Source organism: Paenibacillus glycanilyticus NBRC 16618 (genome assembly GCF_004000805.1).
GTDB lineage: Bacteria > Bacillota > Bacilli > Paenibacillales > Paenibacillaceae > Pristimantibacillus > Pristimantibacillus glycanilyticus.
In genome coordinates this window covers 40,185-59,601 of the sequence record NZ_BILY01000036.1, presented here as the reverse complement: position 1 = coordinate 59,601, position 19,417 = coordinate 40,185, and the positions used below count along the sequence as shown (strand labels likewise).

Genomic DNA, 19,417 nt, shown 5'->3' with positions numbered 1-19,417 from the left:
TAGCTAACAACGAACGGGAGAGCTTGCCATGAAAATTTACGAAAAGGCTCCGGCGAAAATAAACCTGCTGCTCGATGTCCTGCGGAAGCGGGAGGACGGATTCCATGAAGTCGAGATGATCATGACGATGGTCGATCTGGCTGACCGTCTGGAGCTGGAGGAGCTGCCGAGGGATACGATTATTATATCGAGCCAGGCTGGATACATACCGCTTGACGAGAAGAACCTGGCCTTCCAGGCTGCGCGTCTGATCAAAGAGCGTTACGACGTCCGTAAGGGCGTATATATACATCTGGATAAAAAGATTCCGGTAGCCGCGGGGCTGGCCGGGGGCAGCAGCGACGCTGCCGCCGCACTGCGCGGGCTGAACCGCCTGTGGCAGCTAAATATATCGGAGGACGAGCTTTGCCGCCTCGGCGCGGAGCTTGGCTCCGACGTACCGTTCTGCGTAACGGGCGGTACCGCGATAGCGCGCGGACGCGGGGAGAAGCTGGAGCGCATCAGCAATCCGCCGCAGTGCTGGGTCGTATTGGCCAAGCCTCCTATTAACGTATCAACGGCCGATGTATACGGAAAACTGCGTGCCAATGAGCTGAGGAACCATCCTTCAACGAAGGAGATGGTATCGGCCATTGAACGCGGGTCCTTCACGGATATCTGCGCCGGACTCGGCAATGTGCTCGAGAATGTGACCTTGGATTTATATCCGGAAGTGCTGCAGCTGAAAGAAAGCATGCAAAAGTTAGGTGCCGATGGCGTCCTCATGTCGGGCAGCGGACCAACGGTGTTTGGTTTAGTCTCGAAGGAAGCCAAGCTTCCACGTATCTATAATGGACTTCGCGGATTCTGCAAGGAAGTCTACGTGGTAAGAATGCTGACATAATGCTGACGTTTTTCTTGATTAAATCCGTATAAAAATGTTATATTGACTTTATATTATTCGGATTTAGTGGGGGGAATGGCTTTGAAAAAATTGAAGCGAAGCGCAAGACTGGTAGAGATGACGCAATATTTGCTGAGTCGTCCCCACACGTTAATTTCGCTCACAGCATTTGCTGATCGCTATCAGTCTGCGAAATCTTCCATCAGTGAAGATTTGGCCATTATAAAAGAGGTCTTCGAAGAAGAAGGCTTCGGTGAATTAAATACGCTTGCCGGTGCTGCAGGGGGCGTGAAATATACGCCTAAGATGCATACTTCCACGGCTTTATCGATTATGGACAACATTTGCCGCCAACTGGAACAGCCTGAGAGGGTACTTCCGGGCGGTTATTTGTATATGACCGATATGCTGGGACAACCGGAGCTGCTGGCCGATGTTGGACGAATGTTTGCGACAGCTTTTGCTGACCGAAATATTGACGTGATTATGACGGTTGAGACCAAAGGAATTCCGCTTGCTTACGCAACGGCGGCTTGCCTCAATCTGCCGGTTGTGATTGTAAGACGAGATAATAAAGTGACGGAAGGTTCGGCGGTAAGCATCAACTACGTTTCCGGCTCCAACAAACGGATCCAGACGATGTCCCTCGCCAGACGTGCCCTCAAGGAGCAGTCCCGCGTCCTTATTATTGATGATTTCATGAAAGCCGGAGGTACGATACAAGGGATGATGGATTTGCTTTACGAATTCAAGGCGACCGTAGCGGGTGTGGGCGTATTTGTAGAATCGGGCGAAGTGGAGCATGAAGAGCGCCTGCTCGAGGATTACGTATCGCTTGCGACATTAACGGCCGTTGATCTGAAGACGAAGCAGACAAAAGTTATTCCGGGCAACTATTTCAAATAAAAGAGCAAAGCGGCGTAGCCGCTTTGCTTGTATTACATGAATAGAAAGGTTGGGAATTCGCAATGACAGACAAAAAGCTGCAAGTAATTGCTACAGATAAAGCGCCGGCTGCAATCGGGCCGTATTCGCAGGCTATTAAGGTGGGGGATCTGCTGTTCACCTCCGGTCAAATTCCGCTGGACGCATCGGGCCAATTGGTAGAGGGCGGAATCGAGGAACAGACGCACCAGGTTTTCCGTAATTTACAGGCAGTATTAGAAGAAGCAGGAGTAACATTAAATAATGTTGTAAAAGCAACAGTATTTATGAAAGACATGAATCAATTTGCAATTGTTAACGGCATCTATTCTTCCTACTTCGGCGACCATAAGCCAGCACGCTCCGCGGTTGAAGTGGCGCGGCTTCCGAAGGATGTGCTTGTCGAAATCGAGCTCATTGCATCGACTGTTGTCGAATAGAAACGAAAAAAAATTATCTGTAAAAAAATATTTTAAATATCGCATTTTTTTCCAAAAAAGCAGAAGGAATTAGCACAAAAATGTGGAAGTATACACCAAGTCTCAGATAGGCAAAGGTGGTGAACACAAGTGCAAATTACTGATGTCAGACTCCGCCGTGTAAATTCGGAAGGGCGTATGAAAGCTATTGCTTCTATCACCATTGACAATGAATTCGTTGTTCACGATATTCGCGTCATCGATGGTAACAATGGCATGTTTGTGGCTATGCCTAGCAAACGTACGCCAGATGGAGAATTCCGGGATATCGCTCACCCAATCTCTTCGACGACCCGGGAGAAAATCCAAGCTGCTGTACTCGCTGAATACGAGCGTGCGGCAGTGGAAGAAGTGGCAATTGAAGAAGGAGCTTAAGCCTATCCTTTAAGTAACGGAATTGCGTCCCTTTGTCGGGACGGCGGACGCCGTTTTAACAAAGGGATAATAGAAAAGAGGGCCGTGAGGCTCTCTTTTCTTTTTGTGTATAATGGGATATAGTCTTTTACAAGGTGGCGGAACGCGTACTTTTGCGTAATTTATTCATAGGACATCCAAACTTATAAATAACAACATTCAAAATAGGTAGTGTAGGAGGAATTTCAATTGAAGGTAATGACGATTGTATTGGCTGCCGGTCAAGGCAAGCGGATGAAATCGAAACTATATAAGGTTCTTCATCAAGTGAGCGGCAAACCGATGGTTGGCCATGTGCTCGATACGGTTAATGAAGCAAAGAGCGAGCGGACGGTAGTTATCGTTGGTCACGGGGCGGAAATGGTAAAAGGCTACCTCGGCGACCGCGCGGAATACGTGCTGCAGGAGCAGCAGCTGGGCACCGGCCATGCCGTACGCCAAGCAGAAGCGCTTCTCGGTTCGGAGGAAGGCACAACGATCGTTATTTGCGGCGATACTCCGCTTGTACGGGCGGAGACCATTCAATCGATGCTGGCCTTGCATACATCCACTGGCGCGGCAGCAACGGTTCTGACCGCATCCTTCGATAACCCGACGGGTTACGGACGCGTTATTCGCGGCGCGGACGGCGCCGTACAGCGCATTGTCGAGCAGAAGGATTGCTCGGCCGAAGAAGCAGCCGTGAAGGAAATCAACACGGGTACGTATTGCTTCGACAACAAGAAGCTGTTCGCGGCTCTGGCGGAAGTGAAGAACGAGAATGCGCAAGGCGAATACTATTTGACCGATGTTATCGGTATTTTCCGCAATGCAGGCGATACGGTTCAAGCTTATTGCACGCCGGACCTGGCGGAAGCGATTGGGGTAAACGACCGCGTAGCGCTGGCGGATGCCGAACGATTCATGCGCGAGCGTATTAACCGCAGGCATTTAATTGAAGGTGTAACGATTATTGATCCCGCGAATACGTACATTGAAGCCGATGTGCGCATTGGAGCGGATACGATTATATATCCGGGCACCGTTCTGCGCGGCAAAACGGTTATCGGCGAGGAATGCGAAATCGGGCCTCAGGCCGATATCACCGATTCCGAGATTCAAAACGGCGCTGCCGTAAAATATTCGACGGTTGCCGATTCGGTTGTGGGCAAGGACAGCACGGTTGGTCCTTACGCGAACCTGCGTCCGGGCTCGAAGCTTGGCGAGGGCTGCAAGGTCGGCGATTTCGTCGAGCTGAAAAACGCTACGCTTGGCGACGGCAGCAAAGTGTCGCATTTGAGCTATGTGGGCGATGCTGTAGTCGGCAAAGACGTTAATATCGGCTGCGGAGCGATTACGGTCAATTACGACGGCTTCAACAAAGCGATTACGGAGATCGGCGACAATGCTTTTGTAGGCAGCAACGTCAATCTGATCGCACCGGTGAAGCTTGGCGAGGGCGCTTACGTCGTAGCCGGATCGACCATCACTCATGACGTTCCTTCCGGGGATCTGGCGATTGCTCGTCAGCGTCAGGAGAACAAAGCCGGTTATGCGGATAAGATCCGTGCCCGCGCGAAAGCGAAGAAAGAAAGAAGCAAGAAAGAATAGGTTTTCCAGCAGTTGGGCAAAGTGATATGGAAATTGACTTTTTAGGAGGTTCCTATCCCGATGTCCATAGCAATGACGGCAGAACAAAGAAATACAACCATGAAGAGCGAACTCCGCAGCTTGAGGGCAAGCGGCCGGGTACCCGGCGTCGTTTACGGCAAGCAGCTCGCTTCCCCGGCTTCCGTGGCCATTCAGGAGAAGGAGCTGCTCGCTTTGCTGCGTTCCCATCCGAATGCGGTCATCGACCTGGACATTCCGGGCGCGGGCAAACAGTCGGTCATGATTGCCGACGTACAGCGCGAGAAGCTGTCGCGTAAGCTGATCCATGTTGATTTCCAGCAAATCAATATGAATGAGGAAGTAACAACTCATGTCCGTATCGATCTGGTTGGGGACTCGCAGGGCGAGCGCGAGGGCGGCATCGTGCAGGCTTTGCTGCATGAGCTGGAGGTGCGCTGCCTGCCGGGAAGCATTCCGGATTCGATTCCGGTTGACGTAACCGGCCTTCTGATGGGAAGCAGCTATCTGGTGGGAGACGTTCAGGCTCCGGCTGGCGTAACGATTATGACCGATCCTTCGGCGGTGCTCGTGACGGTTCTGGTACCTCAGAAGGACCTCACGGCTGAGGAAGCGGAGGCGCAGGAAGTGGAAGCGAAGGAAGCGGTATCGCGTTCCACGGAAGCGCAAATGCACGAGGTTGATTTCGCAAAATAAAGGAATGGACAAACGGTATCTGCCCTCCGCGGGAAGATACCGTTTCTTCCTTTCGTGCAGGGAATATTGCCCATCGTGTAGAATGAATATAGACATACGCAAAATGAGATTGGAGAGCAGGATAGCATGAAGTGGATTGTAGGGCTGGGGAATCCCGGCACAACCTATCAAAGCACGCGGCATAATGTAGGCTTTATGGTCATAGACGAGCTGGCTCGGCGCTGGAACATTCAAGTGACGCAGAGCAAATGCAAGGCTTTGATCGGCGAAGGAAATGTACAAGGCACGAAGGTTGTCCTTATTAAGCCGATGACGTATATGAATCTGTCCGGGGAATCTGTCCGGAGCTTCATGGATTACTTCAAGGCTGATCTGGAAGACGGACTTATTGTTTACGATGATATGGATACGGAGGTCGGTAAAGTCCGGCTTCGTTATCAGGGCAGCGCAGGAGGCCATAACGGCATCAAGTCGCTTATTCAGCATTTGGGCACGCAGCAGTTCAACCGGATCCGAATGGGCGTCTCGCGTCCGCAGCCGGGCCGCAACATTGCCGACTACGTGCTCGATAATTTCCCGAAGAGCGAGCAGGAAGCGCTGAAGAGCATGATTGAACAGGCCTGCGACGCGGTGGAGTATAGTCTGAAGGCGAGCTTCGACAATACGATGGCCAAGTTTAACAAGTAACCGCCTAAGCTCGGACAAAACGGGCATACTGAAGGGTATAACTATTCTTCAGGAGGCATACATATGGCTGTGAACTATATTTGCCGGCACTGCCGGACGCCGATGGGGACGATAGAGGAGAAGGAAATTTCAGAGTCGCGGCTCGGTTTCCATTTCTTGACCCCCGAAGAGCGCAGCGATATAATAGCGTATAACTCGAACGGCGATATTACGGTTAAGGTTGTTTGCGACTACTGCCGCGAGGCGCTGGAAGCAAACCCGGAGCTTTTGCTCGTCGTAAATCCGCTGCAGTAATGTAACGCAATAGCGTTCGTAGCCTTGGCATTCGGCTGAGGCTTCTTTTCGATGATTCCTATTGTAAAATAAAGCTTCTATTTCTTTGCCTTTTGTCTTGTGTATAGAAACGGGGTGCCTTCACGATTGAAAGCGTTAGTACAGGCTTTTGCCGCGGATCCGGATGTACAATCGATTATAGCCGGCGTCCGCAAAGGAATGCGCGAACAGATGATATCGGGACTTGCGGGCTCTTCCAGGCAAGTACTCGTTGCGGCGGTGAAGGATGATCTAGACCGTCCGCTGCTTGTTGTCACGCATAATATGTATGCCGCACAGAAAATTGCAGAGGATTTGCAGGAATGCATCTCTGCCGATGATGTATTGTTATATCCCGCGAACGAGCTGGTAGCTGCCGAAGCGGCGATCTCAAGTCCTGAGACGCTGGCGCAGCGCATGGATGTGCTGATCAAGCTGTCCGAAGGCTTCCGCGGGATTATTGTCGTTCCGTTCTCCGGCATTCGGCGCTATCAGCCGATTAAAGGGGTTATGTCCGATGCCAAGATTACGGTAAAGGTTGGCGACACGATTGAACTGGATGATTTCCTGCGCCAAATGACCGGTCTTGGCTATGTCCGCGCGGACCGCGTGGAGTCCAAAGGCGAGATGAGCGTACGGGGCGGTATCGTGGACTTTTATCCGCTAACGGCGGAGCTCGCGTACCGGATCGAATGGTTTGGAGACGAGGTAGATTCCATTCGCACCTTCGACCCATCCGACCAGCGTTCGCTTGATAACCTGCAGGCGTTTACCGTAACGCCTTGTCAGGAGATCGTTGCCGACCAGCGGCGCTTTAGCGCTGCAGCGGAGCATGCGGCGACTCTTCTTGCCCAGCAGCTCGACAAAATGACGGACCGCATGGCGAAGGATCGCCTCCGTCAGGAAATCGGCGGCGAGATCGAGAAGCTGCGGGAGCAAGTCTATTTTCCTGAAATCTATAAATATATATCCCTGCTGTACCCGGAAAGACAGACCATTCTGGACTATATGCCGGAGGATACGGTTCTGATCCTGGATGAGCCGACAAGGCTGATCGAGACGGGCCGCCAACTGGAGCGGGATGAGGCGGAATGGTCGACCCATCTGCTCTCCAACGGCAAATCGCTGCCAAGCTTTACGCTTGCCCGGGAATCGGATGAGATTCTGCATCACCGGAAGTTCCAAACGCTGTTTATGTCGCTTTTCCTGCGTCAAATCCCGCATTCGCAGCCTCAAAATATTCTGAATATGACGAGCCGTGCGATGCAGAACTTCCATGGGCAGATGAATGTGCTCAAGGCGGAGATGGAGCGGTGGAAAAAGACCGGCGCGAAGGTGATGATGCTGGGCGGCAACGCCGAGCGGCTCGACCGGATCCGCCGCGTGCTGCAGGATTACCATATCGAGCCTCCGATCCTGATTGAGGGTAATCTTCAATCCGGCTTTGAGCTGCCCTCCTCGCATCTTGTCATTATTACGGAAGGCGAGATGTTCTCGCAGAAGCAGCGCAAAGCGCGCCGGATGGATAAGAAGATCGACAATGCCGAGCGGATCAAGAGCTATACCGAGCTGAAGGTCGGCGATTACGTCGTTCACCAGAACCACGGTATCGGCAAATACGTCGGTATCGGCACGCTGGAGATCGGCGGCATTCATAAGGACTACCTGCATATCCTGTATGCCGGCGGCGATAAGCTGTCCGTGCCGGTCGAGCAGGTCGACATGATTCAGAAATACGTCGGTTCCGAAGAGAAGGAGCCGAAGATCAATAAGCTGGGCGGCAGCGAATGGGTGCGGGCGAAAAATAAAGTCCGCGCTTCCGTTCAGGATATTGCCGATGACTTGATCAAGCTGTACGCGGAGCGTCAGTCGGCGCCCGGATTCGCTTTCGGCCAGGATACGGCCTACCAGAACGAATTCGAAGCGATGTTTCCTTACGATGAGACGCGCGATCAGCTGCGGGCGATCGAAGAGATCAAGAAGGATATGCAGAAGCCGCAGCCGATGGATCGTCTCCTCTGCGGCGATGTAGGCTACGGCAAGACCGAAGTGGCGGTTCGCGCCGCTTTCAAGGCGGCAATCGAAGGGAAGCAGGTAGCTATTCTAGTGCCAACGACCATTCTTGCCCAGCAGCATTACGAAACCTTCCGGGAACGATTCTCCGGATATCCGTTCAACATTCAGGTATTAAGCCGGTTCCGTTCCCGCAAGGAGCAGAACGATACGATGAAGGGCTTGAAGGCGGGTACGGTCGATGTAGTGATTGGCACGCACCGCTTACTGTCGCAGGATGTTATTTTTAAAGACTTGGGTCTGCTTATCGTCGACGAAGAGCAGCGGTTCGGCGTGTCGCATAAGGAGAAGCTCAAGAAGCTGAAGACCAATGTCGACGTACTGACGCTGACCGCTACGCCTATTCCGCGGACCTTGCATATGTCTATGCTGGGCGTTCGCGATTTGTCGGTCATCGAGACGCCGCCGGAGAACCGTTTCCCGGTGCAGACTTACGTCGTCGAATACAGCACCTCGCTCGTGCGCGAAGCGATTGAGCGGGAGCTTGCCCGTGGCGGGCAGGTTTATTACCTGTATAACCGCGTGCAAGGGATTTACCAGATGGCCGAGCAGATCAATGCGCTTGTGCCGGATGCCAAGGTTGCGGTCGGTCATGGCCAAATGTCGGAGCAGGAGCTGGAGAAGACGATTCTGGACTTCCTGGACGGCGAGTCCGACGTGCTAGTCAGCACGAGCATTATCGAGACAGGCGTCGATATTCCGAACGTAAATACGCTGATCGTGCACGATGCGGACAAAATGGGTCTCTCCCAGCTGTATCAGCTGCGGGGCAGGGTTGGCCGTTCGAACCGGATTGCTTACGCCTATTTCACCTATCAACGGGACAAGGTGCTCACCGAGGTGGCGGAGAAGCGCCTGCAGTCGATCAAGGAATTTACGGAGCTGGGCTCAGGCTTCAAGATCGCGATGCGCGACCTTTCCATCCGCGGAGCGGGTAATTTGCTTGGAGCGGAGCAGCATGGCTTTATCGCCTCCGTCGGATTTGATCTGTATTCGCAGATGCTGGCTGACGAAATTGCGAAGCGCAAGGCGGAGATGGAAGGCGTGGAAGTGAAGGAAGAGCGCCGCGTCAGCACGCTGATCGATGTCAGCATCGACGCTTACTTGCCTTCCGATTATATTTACGACAGCATCCAGAAGATCGAGATCTACAAGAAGGTGGCTACCGTTACGTCGATTGACGAAGCGGAGGATCTGGCAGAGGAGCTGATCGACCGTTTCGGCAATCTGCCGCAGGCCGTGGACAATCTGCTCTCGGTTGCGCGGCTTAAGGTATACGGCACGCAATACGGCATTGAACAGATCAGCCAGAAGGGCGATGACCTTATCGTCCGCTTCAGCGAACGCGAGAAGAAGCGGATTGACCGCAAGCTGGTGGATCAGCTGTGCGTGCAGTACGAGAACCGGTTCCGCCAAGGCGCAATTCAGGATGAGTATCCAACGCTTCTGCTGCGCGGCAAAGGGCTTGAGATGGATCAGAAGGTCCAGCTTCTTGAGGGCTTCCTGAAGAAATTCAAGGATGCGAGAAAAGGCGAAGAAGCGCTGCAGGACGCAAAAAGCTGAGGATAAATCAGCGCTTCGAATGCCGGGCTGCTCCTCCTTGCGCGGGGCAGCTGTTACAACCTTGTGGTCAAGCCTTGTCGTTTTCTGTTACAATACAATAAACTTCTCAATCTGAAAGGGGATTCAACATGTTGCACACAAAACGCAAATCGACATGGCGCAGAAGCGCACTGCTCGTGATCGCGGCAGTGCTGGTCATGACGATCATGGCGGCTTGCGGAGGCAAGAAAGATAACGAGGGCGGCTCCACGGGCCTCACTTTCGCGGGGGCAGGCAAAGGTACTGTCGTTGCAACCTACAAAGACGGCAACGTCACAGAAGCAGAGTTCAACAAGTACCTGGATATCTTCAACATCATGCAGCCGGGCTACGAGCAAGTGATTGCAATCCCGCAATTCAAGGAGCAATTGCTGCAGCAATTCATTTCGTACAAGATCCTTGCCAAGCAAGCTACGGAAGCAACGCTTAAAAAAGCAGGCGATCAAACGGACGAGCAAATGAAGAGCTTTGAAGATACGCTTAAAACGAACGCCGACGTGAAAAAGAAGCTTGATGACAAAAAAATATCGACAGCTGACATAAGAACCTACCTCAACCTGATGCTGGTTGTGGTTGAGCATATGAATTCGAAGGTAACGGACGACGAGATGAAAGCCGAGTACGCAAAAAACATCGGCAACTACAATCCGGTAACCGTTCGTCATATTCTCGTAGCAACAACGGACCCTTCGGATTCCACGAAGACGCTCCGCACGAAAGAAGAAGCTCTGGCCCGCGCAAAAGAAGTGAAAGCGAAGCTTGATGCAGGCGGAGATTGGACAGCTCTTGCGAAACAGTATTCCGATGATACAGGCTCGAAGGATAGCGGCGGCGAATACAAGGACGCGAAAGCTTCGGATTGGGTAGAGGGCTTCAAAAATGCGGCTCTGACGCAGCCAGTAGGCAAAATCGGTGATCCGGTTGAGACCGAATACGGCTACCATGTTATCGAAGTTGAAAAACGCGACCAAGTAGCGTACGACAAAATTACGGCCGAGCAGAAGCAAGAAGTACAAAGCGTAGTGGCTTACAACCACATGAATACGTTCATGACGGACGAAATGCCGAAGCAAGACGTGAAAATCACGCTTCCTGAAGCATCCGCATCGCCAGGTGCTTCTGCATCGCCAGGTGCTTCGGAGTCCCCAGCGGCGTCCGAATCCCCGGCTGCATCGGAATCCCCGGCAGCTAAATAAGACTTTAAAGAAAGCTGATCCCATCATGCAAATGATGGATCAGCTTTTTTTGATGAAACACTTTCTTGTATTTGTAAAAAGTGATATCATAATTATATCAAAACAATATAAGGGGTGTTCTTATGAAGGAATATAAGGCTTGGCACGTAAATGGATTCCTCGCATTGCTCGCCGCGATAATTTCTTTTGCCGGAGGTATCGCACTTATTATATTTGGCTCCGATCAGCTGGACCCGAACGTTTTCCTGATTGTTCTTGGGATATTGCTTGAGGTGGTCTTTATCGTGGCAATATCCTCGCTTACAATCGTTCAGCCGAATGAAGCGAAGGTGATTACGTTCTTCGGTACGTACGTAGGTACGGTCCGTATGAGCGGCTTGTGGATTGTAGTACCGTTCACGAACAAAAAGAAGGTGTCGATGAAAGTCCGCAACTTCAACAGCCAGACCTTGAAGGTGAATGACGCGGAAGGCAATCCGGTTGAGATTGGCGCCGTTGTAGTATTTAAAGTGACGGAGACCGCTAAGGCCTCCTTTGACGTGGATAACTACGAGCGCTTCGTGGAAATTCAGAGCGAGACGGCTGTTCGCCATATCGCTGCCCAATATCCTTACGATACCTTCACCGACTCCGCACAGCAGTCGCTGCGCGGCAATGCGGATGAAGTAGCGGCGGAGATGATGAATGAACTGCAGAATCGACTGGCTGTAGCCGGCGTAGAAGTGCTGGAGACCCGCCTGACGCATCTGGCTTACGCGCCGGAGATCGCAAACGCGATGCTGCAGCGCCAGCAGGCGATTGCAATCGTATCGGCACGCCAAAGAATTGTGGAAGGCGCGGTTGGCATGGTGGATTCCGCATTGAAGCAGCTGGCGGAGAACGGAATCGAGCTGGATGAGGAGCGTCGCGCGGCAATGGTCAACAATCTGATGGTTGCCATTGTATCCGACCGGGGGGCAACGCCGGTTATTAATACGGGCACGCTGTACTCCTAAGAGGACTGTCCAATGGGGAAAGAAAAGAAAGCTTTTGCGCTCCGGCTCGATCCAGATTTACACCGTGCCATCGAGCAATGGGCGAATGATGAATTCCGCAGCGTGAACGGGCATATCGAGTTTTTGCTCCGGGAGGCGCTTGGCAAAGCCGGAAGGCTGCCTAATCCAGCGCCCAAGAATCCGGCTAATAATGAGTGATGTTTGGCAGCCGCCGTTCCATCTTTTAAAGGGTGGAACGGCGGTTTTCTCATGTATGGATTTTTTCACGTGGAACAATTAGTGGGGTTAATTATTAAAAAGAAGGAAATGAAGCAAGGTTTTTGGCATAGAAGGGAATGCTTTAAATGGTGCTTTACGGATTGTCTTACACATCTGTCCGAGATTGCCTGGCTTCAGCAGGAAACCCGCGGGAAGCGGCGGATGGCCGTGCATAAGAAATTGGGAGCCGATGAATACTATGGTCAGATTCACAAAAGAATTCGTTATCGAACGCGCTAGACATAAGAGCCGCCGAAACACAACCAGCATAACGGCAGCTTTAGAATAGGCGCTCCGCTAGCTGAATCATTCTTTTTCCGCGAGAACGCTTTAATCCTTGGGTTATGGACCAGGTGGGCGGCAATCGCTTGTTATGAAGGCTAATCGTATCCAGTGACTTAAAATCCTCTAGGAAAGTGGGGCAACAAGAAATGAAAGCAACTGGAATTGTACGTCGCATCGATGATCTCGGGCGTGTGGTGATTCCGAAGGAGATCCGCCGTACTTTACGTATCCGTGAAGGAGATCCGCTCGAAATATTTGTTGACCGCGATGGTGAAGTAATCCTGAAGAAATACTCTCCAATCGGTGAGCTTGGCGACTTCGCCAAAGAGTATGCCGAATCCTTATTCGAGAGCACCAACCATGTTACCCTCATTACCGACCGCGATACGGTTATTGCCGTAGCCGGCGCTTCGAAAAAAGAACTGCTGGAGAAGCAGATCGGCTCGATTCTGGAAGGCTGCATGGATAACCGCAAGACGATTGAAGGCACTTCCGGCACATACGAGATCGTTAAGGATATGCACGACACATACTCCGCTTATGTAGCAGCACCAATCGTTGCAGGAGGAGATCCAATCGGCACCGTTGTCCTGCTCAGCAAAGACGAAGCGGTTAAAATGTCGCAGATGGAAACCAAAATGGTGGAGACGGCGGCAGGCTTCCTGGCAAAACAAATGGAACAATAATAAGGGCGAAAATGAAGGCTTGGTTCCCGTTAACCGACTGCAGGTTGCATCGTAACGGAAACCAAGCCTTTTTATGTGGCGGTGCGGTTGATATGGTCCCGGGATGCCCGTGGAGAGCTTCCGATCACTCTCTTGAACATTTTCGAGAACAGGAACGGATCGGTATATCCGACGGAGCGGGCGATGTCGCCAATGGTAAGCTCTTGGTGATGCAGAAGCTCAACGGCCCGGTTCATCCGGAAACGGAGCAGGAAGGCCTGCAAGGAGACCCCCAGCTGCGCTTTGAATAAGCCGGACAGGTAAGTGCGGTCGAGCCCCACGAAATTCGCGATGTCCTGAACGGAGATCGGAAGGCTGTAACTGTTCTCGATAAAGGCAACCGCTTTGTTGATGTAGGCTTCTTTCGTATTAACGGCATGCGCCGGGGCAGAGGGCATCTTATTGCAGGCAACCAGCCGGGCCATGTACTGGTACAGAAGACTTTGACTGAATAGATCCGCGCTGCCGGGATGATCTTCAAGGGCTTGATGGAATTGCTCATAGACGGATTCGAAAAAGTCCTTCTGCTCCGTCGCGTCAAATATCGGATTTGCGGAGCTAAGTCCGGCCCGCTGCAGAAGCGATTTCGCATGAAGTCCTTTAAGTCCTACCCAGGAGTAAGTCCAGGGGTTCTCCTCATCAGCTTTGTAATACACAAGCGAGCCCGGAATGATAAGAAAGCCTTGGCCGGCATGCAGCTCATAGCTGAGCTCGCCTAACCGGAATTGACCGGTGCCGCTGTGGATGTAATGAATAATATACATATCGCGCAGACCGGGACCCCAATAATGTCCGGGATCGCAATCCTGCTTGCCCCAAAAGAGCAGGCTTAAGTCCATATAACGCTCTGTTGCCGGACTGGGCAGATAAATTTCGGTTAACGGCATAGGGCGGTTCCCTCCAATGCGGATGGTACACAGCTTATTTCTTTATTATAAACAAGGCGGCGCGGCTCGTCATAAGGAAATGGGATTATGACAAATAAATAAGAGGCTTTGCCATGTTCGCTTGCCTGCTTCGGATATATAGTGGAGGAGTCAATTCCTTTTACGAAAACGGAGGCGGAAGCAAAGATGTCTAAAATTACTTTTCTAGGTGCGGGAAGCACGGTATTCGCGAAAAATGTTCTTGGTGACGTAATGTCAACGGAGGCCCTGCAAGGCTTCGAGCTTGCCTTATTCGATATTGACGCGGGACGGCTGCGTGATTCCGAGCAGCTGCTGTTGAATATGAAAGCATCCCTCGGAAGCAGCTGTGTCGTTAAAGCCTATTCCGATCGGAAAGAAGCGCTCCGCGGAGCTAAATATGTGGTCAACGCCATTCAAGTCGGCGGCTACGATCCTTGTACGATTACGGATTTTGAGATTCCGAAAAAATACGGGCTGCGCCAGACCATTGCCGACACGGTTGGTATCGGCGGCATTTTCCGCAACCTGCGCACGATTCCGGTCGTGCTTGATTTCGCAAAGGATATGCGCGAGGTATGTCCGGACGCTCTGTTCATGAATTATACCAATCCAATGGCGGTTCTGACGAACGTGCTGTCGACGGCGGGCGGCGTTAGAACGGTGGGCTTGTGCCACAGCGTGCAGGCTTGCGTGTCCGATCTGTTCAGAAGCTTGGAAATGGACGCTACGGGAGTGGAATCCAAGATTGCGGGCATCAACCATATGGCGTGGCTGCTTGAAGTGAAGAAGGATGGCGTGGATCTGTATCCGGAGATTAAGCGCCGTGCGGCGGAGAAGCAGAAGGAGAAGCATCATGACATGGTCCGGTTCGAAATGATGCTGAAGTTCGGCTATTACATCACGGAGTCGTCCGAGCATAACGCGGAGTATCATCCGTACTTCATCAAGCGCAATTATCCGGAGCTAATCGAGCGCTTTAATATTCCGCTGGATGAGTATCCGCGCCGTTGCGTCGAGCAGATCAAAGGCTGGAATAATATGCGTGAATCGTTGCTTGCCAACAGCAATATCGAGCACAAACGCAGTCATGAATACGCTTCCCATATTATGGAGGCCATTGAAACGGGCAAACCGTTCAAAATCGGCGGCAACGTTATGAACACCGGCTTGATTACCAACCTGCCGAAGGAAGCTTGCGTAGAGGTTCCGTGCCTTGTTGACCGCTCGGGCATCAATCCGACGTATGTCGGCGATCTGCCGCCGCAGCTGGCTGCGCTTAACCGCACGAACATCAATACGCAGCTGCTGACGATTGAAGCGGCGCTGACGCAGAAGAAAGAGCATATCTACCATGCCGCTATGCTGGATCCTCATACTTCGGCGGAGCTGTCCATGGATGATATTGTGGCTTTGTGCGACGATTTGATCGAGGCTCATGGGGATTGGCTGCCGGCATTTAAGTGATGCTTGCTTGGTGATCGATGGTGGGCGGGGGCAGGGAATGTAGCTCCTTCCGGTTGCTGTTGCGGCCCCGAATATTGAATGAACTCGTATAACGAGTATTCGGGTCCACAAAGGCAAACGCTACGCTCCTCCACGAGCTACATACCCTTTCCCTATCTATCGATCGCAACGCGATCAAAAACCGCACAAAGCGCGGTTTTTATAGGTAAATTAGGCCGCCCACTCATACTGGGCGGCCTAATTTTTTCTGGGCGGCCTGGTGGACTCAGGCCGTCCCTAAAATAATTCGGCTGCCCGGTTTAATGGGCAGCCTATTGCTGTTTATAAAGCAATTGATGGAGGGGAGGGATTGTATCTCTTTCACGAGCGGAGCGTTTGCCTTTGCCGTCTAAAAGCCTCGTTTACGATCTTATTCAAGCTTTTAGACGGCAACAGCAACCGAAAGAGATACAATCCTGGACTGAGCATTTTTACGGTGTAGGACAAGGAATAGAGTACTCCGACCGCCTCTGCGAATTCCGGGTGATTGGGATTGCCTTTGCCATTCAGCATGAAATAGTTCATTGCGGGGACTTCGATGACGGAAGGGGAATTTTTGGGCAGATAAAGCGGCTTGTCGTTCTTTTTCCAATCATATTTCATTTCGAATATCCCTCCGGTCCTTTATGGTTTGCTTGCGCGTCCTGCCAGAAAAGCACGGATAACTTGCTCAGCCGACTGCTCAAGCAGGATGGGGGCACGCTCCATCGCTTCCTGTAAGGTCATTGGCGTATTCATGATGCTGTGTACGCTGCTAATTCCCTCCGCATGCAGGACATCAATGCCGGAGCCGACGGAGCCTGCCAACGCAATCGCAGGTACTCCATGCTTCTTGGCCAGTTGGGCGACGCCCATCGGCGCTTTGCCGGAGGAAGTCTGGTGATCGATGCGGCCTTCCCCGGTTATGACCAGATCCGCACCGTCTAGATGCTCCTCCAGACGCACATGCTCCAGAACGACATCAATGCCGCGGCGAACGGAAGCGGGAAAGAAGGCCAGATAGGCGCCGCACAAGCCGCCGGCTGCACCTGCGCCAGGGCGTTCGTGAAGCCGGATTCCCGTCTTCGCTTCGATTAGATCCGCCCACGCCGTCATCCCATGCTCTAGAAGGTCTACCGTCTCGGGAGAAGCGCCTTTCTGCGGACCAAATACGCTTGAAGCCCCCTGCTCCCCGATAAGCGGGTTTTGCACGTCAGTGGCGATAACAAAAGAAGACTCCGCAATGCGCGGATCCCATAGACTGTCGTCAATCGTCGCAATATCCGCTAGAGACCCTCCGCCGGGCGAGACGGGATTGCCCTGCTGATCCAGCAGCCGCATCCCTAGAGCCTGCAGCATGCCGGTCCCGCCGTCATTAGTGGCACTGCCGCCTACGGTGAGCAGAAACCGCCGGCAACCACGGTCCAGCGCGTGGCGGATAAGCTCGCCTGTCCCGTAAGTTGTCGTCAAGGCCGGGTTACGCTGTTCCTCGGACAGCAAGCAAAGGCCGGAAGCTTCCGCCATCTCAATAACGGCCGTCTGTTCGATTATTCCGTAAGAAGCGCTGACGCTTGCCCCTAGCGGGCCCGTTACGATAACGGTTATGCGCTCACCGCCCGTAGCGGCGAGCAGGCTGTCGAGCGTTCCCTCTCCGCCGTCAGCGATCGGAAGCTTGACGATGCCGGCATCCGGCACGCACCGCCGGATGCCTCGAGCAATGGCTTCCGCTGCCGAAGCGGCGGACAAACTGCCTTTGAATGAATCCGGTGCTATAACGATTTTCAGAGCAGCCCTCTCCTTTTATGTTCCTTATTGCCTTTAGTATACCTGATTCCCCGGTCCCTGCGCTGTAAGAGGGGGAAAGGAGCAACATGAGCGGTCAGCGCGGACTGCAGCAGGCAAAAAGCCTGCTACGTGCGGCAAATGGCGCCGTAAGTGCGGGCCAAACGGGCCACAGCAGGCAAAAGGCCTGCTATATGCGGTAAACAGCGCCGCAAGAGCAGCCTGTACAAGCTGCAGCAGGCAAAAGGCCTGCTAAATGCGGTAAATAGCACCGCAAGAGCAGCCTGTACAAGCCGTAGCAGGCAAAAGGCCTGCTAAATGCGGTAAAAGCGCCGCAAGAGCAGCCTGTACAAGCTGCAGCAGGTAAAAAGCCTGCTAATTGTTATCTCCAGCTACAGGGCATTATTAATCCCCATGCAAGAAATGGTATACTACCTATAGAATCTGCTTGTGGCAGGAAGGAGCATTACGAATATGGCGCAAACGATAACGGTAGTTGGCCTGGGATCGGGCGATCCTGATCAATTAACGCTTGGCGTGTGGCGGAGGCTGCAGGAGGCGGAGGCGATTTATGTCCGCACGGAGCAGCATCCGGTGATGTCGCTGCTGCGTGAGCATCAGCTGGCTTACACGTCCTTTGACAGCGTTTATGAACAGCATGACACCTTTCCGGAGGTTTATGATACAATAGCGGATACGCTTGTCCGCAAGGCGCAGGAGGCATCCGCGCCAATCCTGTATGCCGTACCTGGGCATCCGATGGTAGCGGAGCGCACGGTACAGCTGCTGCGCGAGCGCTGCTCGCTGGCTGGTATAACGCTCGAAATTATCGGCGGGGAAAGCTTCCTTGACCAGGCTTTTATCCGTCTTGGCATTGATCCGATCGAAGGCTTTGCGCTGCTTGATGCGGCAGAGCTGAAGGCGGCTCACGTACAGCCGCGCTTACATACGGTTATCGGGCAGGTCTATGATGCTTATACGGCATCGGATGTGAAGCTCGCGCTGATGGAGCGTTACCCGGATGACTACGAGGTTGTTGTTGGTCACGCGCTTGGAGTAACGGGCGAGGAACAGATCCTTAAGGTTCCGCTGTACGAGCTCGACCGGACGCCGGGCTTCGGCAATCTGTCGCTGATTTGGGTACCCCGTACGGAAGAGGATGCCGTTCTTAACCGCACGTTCGACCGTCTTCATGAGATCGTTGCTATTCTGCGCAGCCCCGAAGGCTGTCCGTGGGACCGCGAGCAGACGCATCAGTCCATCCGCAAAAATTTCATCGAAGAGCTGTATGAAGCGCTTGAAGCCATTGATAACGACGATCCCGACAATATGCGGGAGGAGTTTGGCGACGTGATCCTTCAGGTGATGCTGCACAGCCAGATGGAAGAGGAGACGGGAGCATTCTCTGTCTATGACGTTATCGAAAGCCTGAACGAGAAGCTGATTTTCCGCCATCCGCATGTGTTTGGCGACCGCAGCGCCGGGGATGCCGGCGAAGCGCTTGTCAACTGGGAGCAGATGAAGGCGGAGGAGAAGAAGCGGAAAGGCGAAGCCGATGCCCGCAAATCGCAGCTGGACGGCATTCCGAAGGATCTGCCGGCGCTTATGAAGGCCTACCAGCTTCAGAAGAAAGCGGCAAAGGTTGGCTTTGATTGGGAGGAGCTGGGACCGGTTCTGACCAAAATAGAAGAGGAGCTTCGCGAGCTGCGCGAGGCGATAGATTCGAAGGATTCGGAAGAGCAGGCAGGAGAGCTGGGAGATTTGCTTTTTGCGGTTGTGAACGCTTCTCGCTTTATCCACGCGGATCCTGAAGAAGCTCTCTCTCGCACCAATGCAAAATTTAAGAGCCGATTCTCTTATATTGAGGAGCAGCTTCGTATAAACGGCAAAACTTTTGACCAGACTGATTTAACAGAAATGGATCGTTGGTGGGAAGAAGCGAAGCGACAATAGAGCCTCGGATTCGCCACGAATCGCAACATTTCTGCATCTTTCGGTAAATTTTTTTACTCGTGCAGCAGGATTTTTTTACAGACAAGCAGAATAAGTATCAACGTGTTTGTGTTTATGCTTAAAATTACCAAACAAACGGCAGCACCCAGTAGCAG

General features: G+C 52.6%; 18 protein-coding genes. 15 read left to right on the top strand and 3 right to left on the bottom strand.

Annotated elements, in window-relative coordinates:
• Positions 1–28: 28 nt before the first annotated feature.
• The 13 genes from ispE to spoVT all read left to right on the top strand — a co-directional run bounded on the left by ispE (position 29) and on the right by spoVT (position 13,098).
• Entirely contained in the window at positions 29–883 is an 855-nt protein-coding gene (gene ispE, locus PGL01S_RS23780; protein ID WP_127497022.1) for a 4-(cytidine 5'-diphospho)-2-C-methyl-D-erythritol kinase, read from the top strand.
• Between the two features lie 81 nt (positions 884–964).
• Entirely contained in the window at positions 965–1,789 is an 825-nt protein-coding gene (purR, locus tag PGL01S_RS23775) for a pur operon repressor (protein WP_012772034.1), read from the top strand.
• 62 nt (positions 1,790–1,851) lie between these two features.
• Positions 1,852–2,247 (top strand): RidA family protein, encoded by a 396-nt coding sequence (locus tag PGL01S_RS23770; protein WP_127497020.1) that lies wholly within the window; start codon positions 1,852–1,854, stop codon positions 2,245–2,247.
• Between the two features lie 129 nt (positions 2,248–2,376).
• The gene (gene spoVG, locus PGL01S_RS23765) at positions 2,377–2,661 is read left to right on the top strand and encodes a septation regulator SpoVG (protein ID WP_012772036.1); all 285 of its coding nucleotides are present in this window, start codon (positions 2,377–2,379) and stop codon (positions 2,659–2,661) included.
• A gap of 228 nt (positions 2,662–2,889) precedes the next feature.
• Positions 2,890–4,290 carry a bifunctional UDP-N-acetylglucosamine diphosphorylase/glucosamine-1-phosphate N-acetyltransferase GlmU gene (gene glmU / locus PGL01S_RS23760; protein WP_127497017.1) on the top strand — a complete coding sequence of 467 codons (1,401 nt, stop codon included), beginning with the start codon at positions 2,890–2,892 and terminating at the stop codon, positions 4,288–4,290.
• Between the two features lie 60 nt (positions 4,291–4,350).
• Complete coding sequence (locus PGL01S_RS23755; RefSeq protein ID WP_127497014.1) at positions 4,351–5,004, top strand: 50S ribosomal protein L25; 654 nt, start codon at positions 4,351–4,353, stop codon at positions 5,002–5,004.
• Between the two features lie 126 nt (positions 5,005–5,130).
• A complete protein-coding gene (gene pth, locus PGL01S_RS23750; RefSeq protein WP_127497012.1) occupies positions 5,131–5,691 on the top strand; it encodes an aminoacyl-tRNA hydrolase in 561 nt (186 codons plus the stop codon).
• 63 nt (positions 5,692–5,754) lie between these two features.
• Positions 5,755–5,985 (top strand): anti-sigma-F factor Fin, encoded by a 231-nt coding sequence (gene fin / locus PGL01S_RS23745; protein ID WP_012772040.1) that lies wholly within the window; start codon positions 5,755–5,757, stop codon positions 5,983–5,985.
• 126 nt (positions 5,986–6,111) lie between these two features.
• Entirely contained in the window at positions 6,112–9,639 is a 3,528-nt protein-coding gene (gene mfd, locus PGL01S_RS23740) for a transcription-repair coupling factor (RefSeq protein ID WP_127497010.1), read from the top strand.
• A 128-nt stretch (positions 9,640–9,767) separates the two neighbouring features.
• Positions 9,768–10,874, top strand: a complete 1,107-nt coding sequence (locus PGL01S_RS23735) for a peptidylprolyl isomerase (protein ID WP_127497009.1) — start codon at positions 9,768–9,770, stop codon at positions 10,872–10,874.
• 122 nt (positions 10,875–10,996) lie between these two features.
• Positions 10,997–11,869: an SPFH domain-containing protein gene (locus tag PGL01S_RS23730; protein WP_127497008.1), complete on the top strand. Its 873-nt coding sequence runs from the start codon at positions 10,997–10,999 to the stop codon at positions 11,867–11,869.
• A 12-nt stretch (positions 11,870–11,881) separates the two neighbouring features.
• Positions 11,882–12,067: a type II toxin-antitoxin system antitoxin gene (locus PGL01S_RS23725; protein WP_127497007.1), complete on the top strand. Its 186-nt coding sequence runs from the start codon at positions 11,882–11,884 to the stop codon at positions 12,065–12,067.
• Between the two features lie 491 nt (positions 12,068–12,558).
• A complete protein-coding gene (gene spoVT / locus PGL01S_RS23720) occupies positions 12,559–13,098 on the top strand; it encodes a stage V sporulation protein T (RefSeq protein WP_127497006.1) in 540 nt (179 codons plus the stop codon).
• 71 nt (positions 13,099–13,169) lie between these two features.
• On the opposite strand, the gene PGL01S_RS23715 is transcribed toward spoVT, so the two are convergent.
• Entirely contained in the window at positions 13,170–14,024 is an 855-nt protein-coding gene (locus PGL01S_RS23715) for an AraC family transcriptional regulator (RefSeq protein ID WP_127497005.1), read from the bottom strand.
• 186 nt (positions 14,025–14,210) lie between these two features.
• Here PGL01S_RS23715 and PGL01S_RS23710 point away from each other — a divergent pair, with 186 nt between their 5' ends.
• Complete coding sequence (locus PGL01S_RS23710) at positions 14,211–15,509, top strand: alpha-glucosidase/alpha-galactosidase (protein ID WP_127497004.1); 1,299 nt, start codon at positions 14,211–14,213, stop codon at positions 15,507–15,509.
• Between the two features lie 360 nt (positions 15,510–15,869).
• Here PGL01S_RS23710 and PGL01S_RS31050 read toward each other — a convergent pair whose 3' ends face one another.
• Positions 15,870–16,151, bottom strand: a complete 282-nt coding sequence (locus PGL01S_RS31050; protein ID WP_174806594.1) for a hypothetical protein — start codon at positions 16,149–16,151, stop codon at positions 15,870–15,872.
• 21 nt (positions 16,152–16,172) lie between these two features.
• Complete coding sequence (locus tag PGL01S_RS23700) at positions 16,173–17,312, bottom strand: glycerate kinase (RefSeq protein WP_127497003.1); 1,140 nt, start codon at positions 17,310–17,312, stop codon at positions 16,173–16,175.
• Positions 17,313–17,783: 471 nt separating this feature from the next.
• Between PGL01S_RS23700 and yabN the strand changes: the two genes are divergently transcribed.
• The gene (yabN, locus tag PGL01S_RS23695; protein WP_127497002.1) at positions 17,784–19,262 is read left to right on the top strand and encodes a bifunctional methyltransferase/pyrophosphohydrolase YabN; all 1,479 of its coding nucleotides are present in this window, start codon (positions 17,784–17,786) and stop codon (positions 19,260–19,262) included.
• The last annotated feature ends 155 nt before the right edge of the window (positions 19,263–19,417 follow it).

Excerpts from the sequence above, each read along its gene's own strand:
- PGL01S_RS23755 (WP_127497014.1), top strand. The coding sequence starts at position 4,351 with ATGTCCATAGCAATGACGGCAGAACAAAGAAATACAACCATGAAGAGC.
- ispE (WP_127497022.1), top strand. The coding sequence starts at position 29 with ATGAAAATTTACGAAAAGGCTCCGGCGAAAATAAACCTGCTGCTCGAT.
- PGL01S_RS23725 (WP_127497007.1), top strand. The coding sequence starts at position 11,882 with ATGGGGAAAGAAAAGAAAGCTTTTGCGCTCCGGCTCGATCCAGATTTA.
- spoVT (WP_127497006.1), top strand. The coding sequence starts at position 12,559 with ATGAAAGCAACTGGAATTGTACGTCGCATCGATGATCTCGGGCGTGTG.
- PGL01S_RS23735 (WP_127497009.1), top strand. The coding sequence starts at position 9,768 with ATGTTGCACACAAAACGCAAATCGACATGGCGCAGAAGCGCACTGCTC.
- PGL01S_RS23710 (WP_127497004.1), top strand. The coding sequence starts at position 14,211 with ATGTCTAAAATTACTTTTCTAGGTGCGGGAAGCACGGTATTCGCGAAA.
- yabN (WP_127497002.1), top strand. The coding sequence starts at position 17,784 with ATGGCGCAAACGATAACGGTAGTTGGCCTGGGATCGGGCGATCCTGAT.
- pth (WP_127497012.1), top strand. The coding sequence starts at position 5,131 with ATGAAGTGGATTGTAGGGCTGGGGAATCCCGGCACAACCTATCAAAGC.
- PGL01S_RS23770 (WP_127497020.1), top strand. The coding sequence starts at position 1,852 with ATGACAGACAAAAAGCTGCAAGTAATTGCTACAGATAAAGCGCCGGCT.
- fin (WP_012772040.1), top strand. The coding sequence starts at position 5,755 with ATGGCTGTGAACTATATTTGCCGGCACTGCCGGACGCCGATGGGGACG.
- PGL01S_RS31050 (WP_174806594.1), bottom strand. The coding sequence starts at position 16,151 with ATGAAATATGATTGGAAAAAGAACGACAAGCCGCTTTATCTGCCCAAA.
- PGL01S_RS23730 (WP_127497008.1), top strand. The coding sequence starts at position 10,997 with ATGAAGGAATATAAGGCTTGGCACGTAAATGGATTCCTCGCATTGCTC.
- PGL01S_RS23715 (WP_127497005.1), bottom strand. The coding sequence starts at position 14,024 with ATGCCGTTAACCGAAATTTATCTGCCCAGTCCGGCAACAGAGCGTTAT.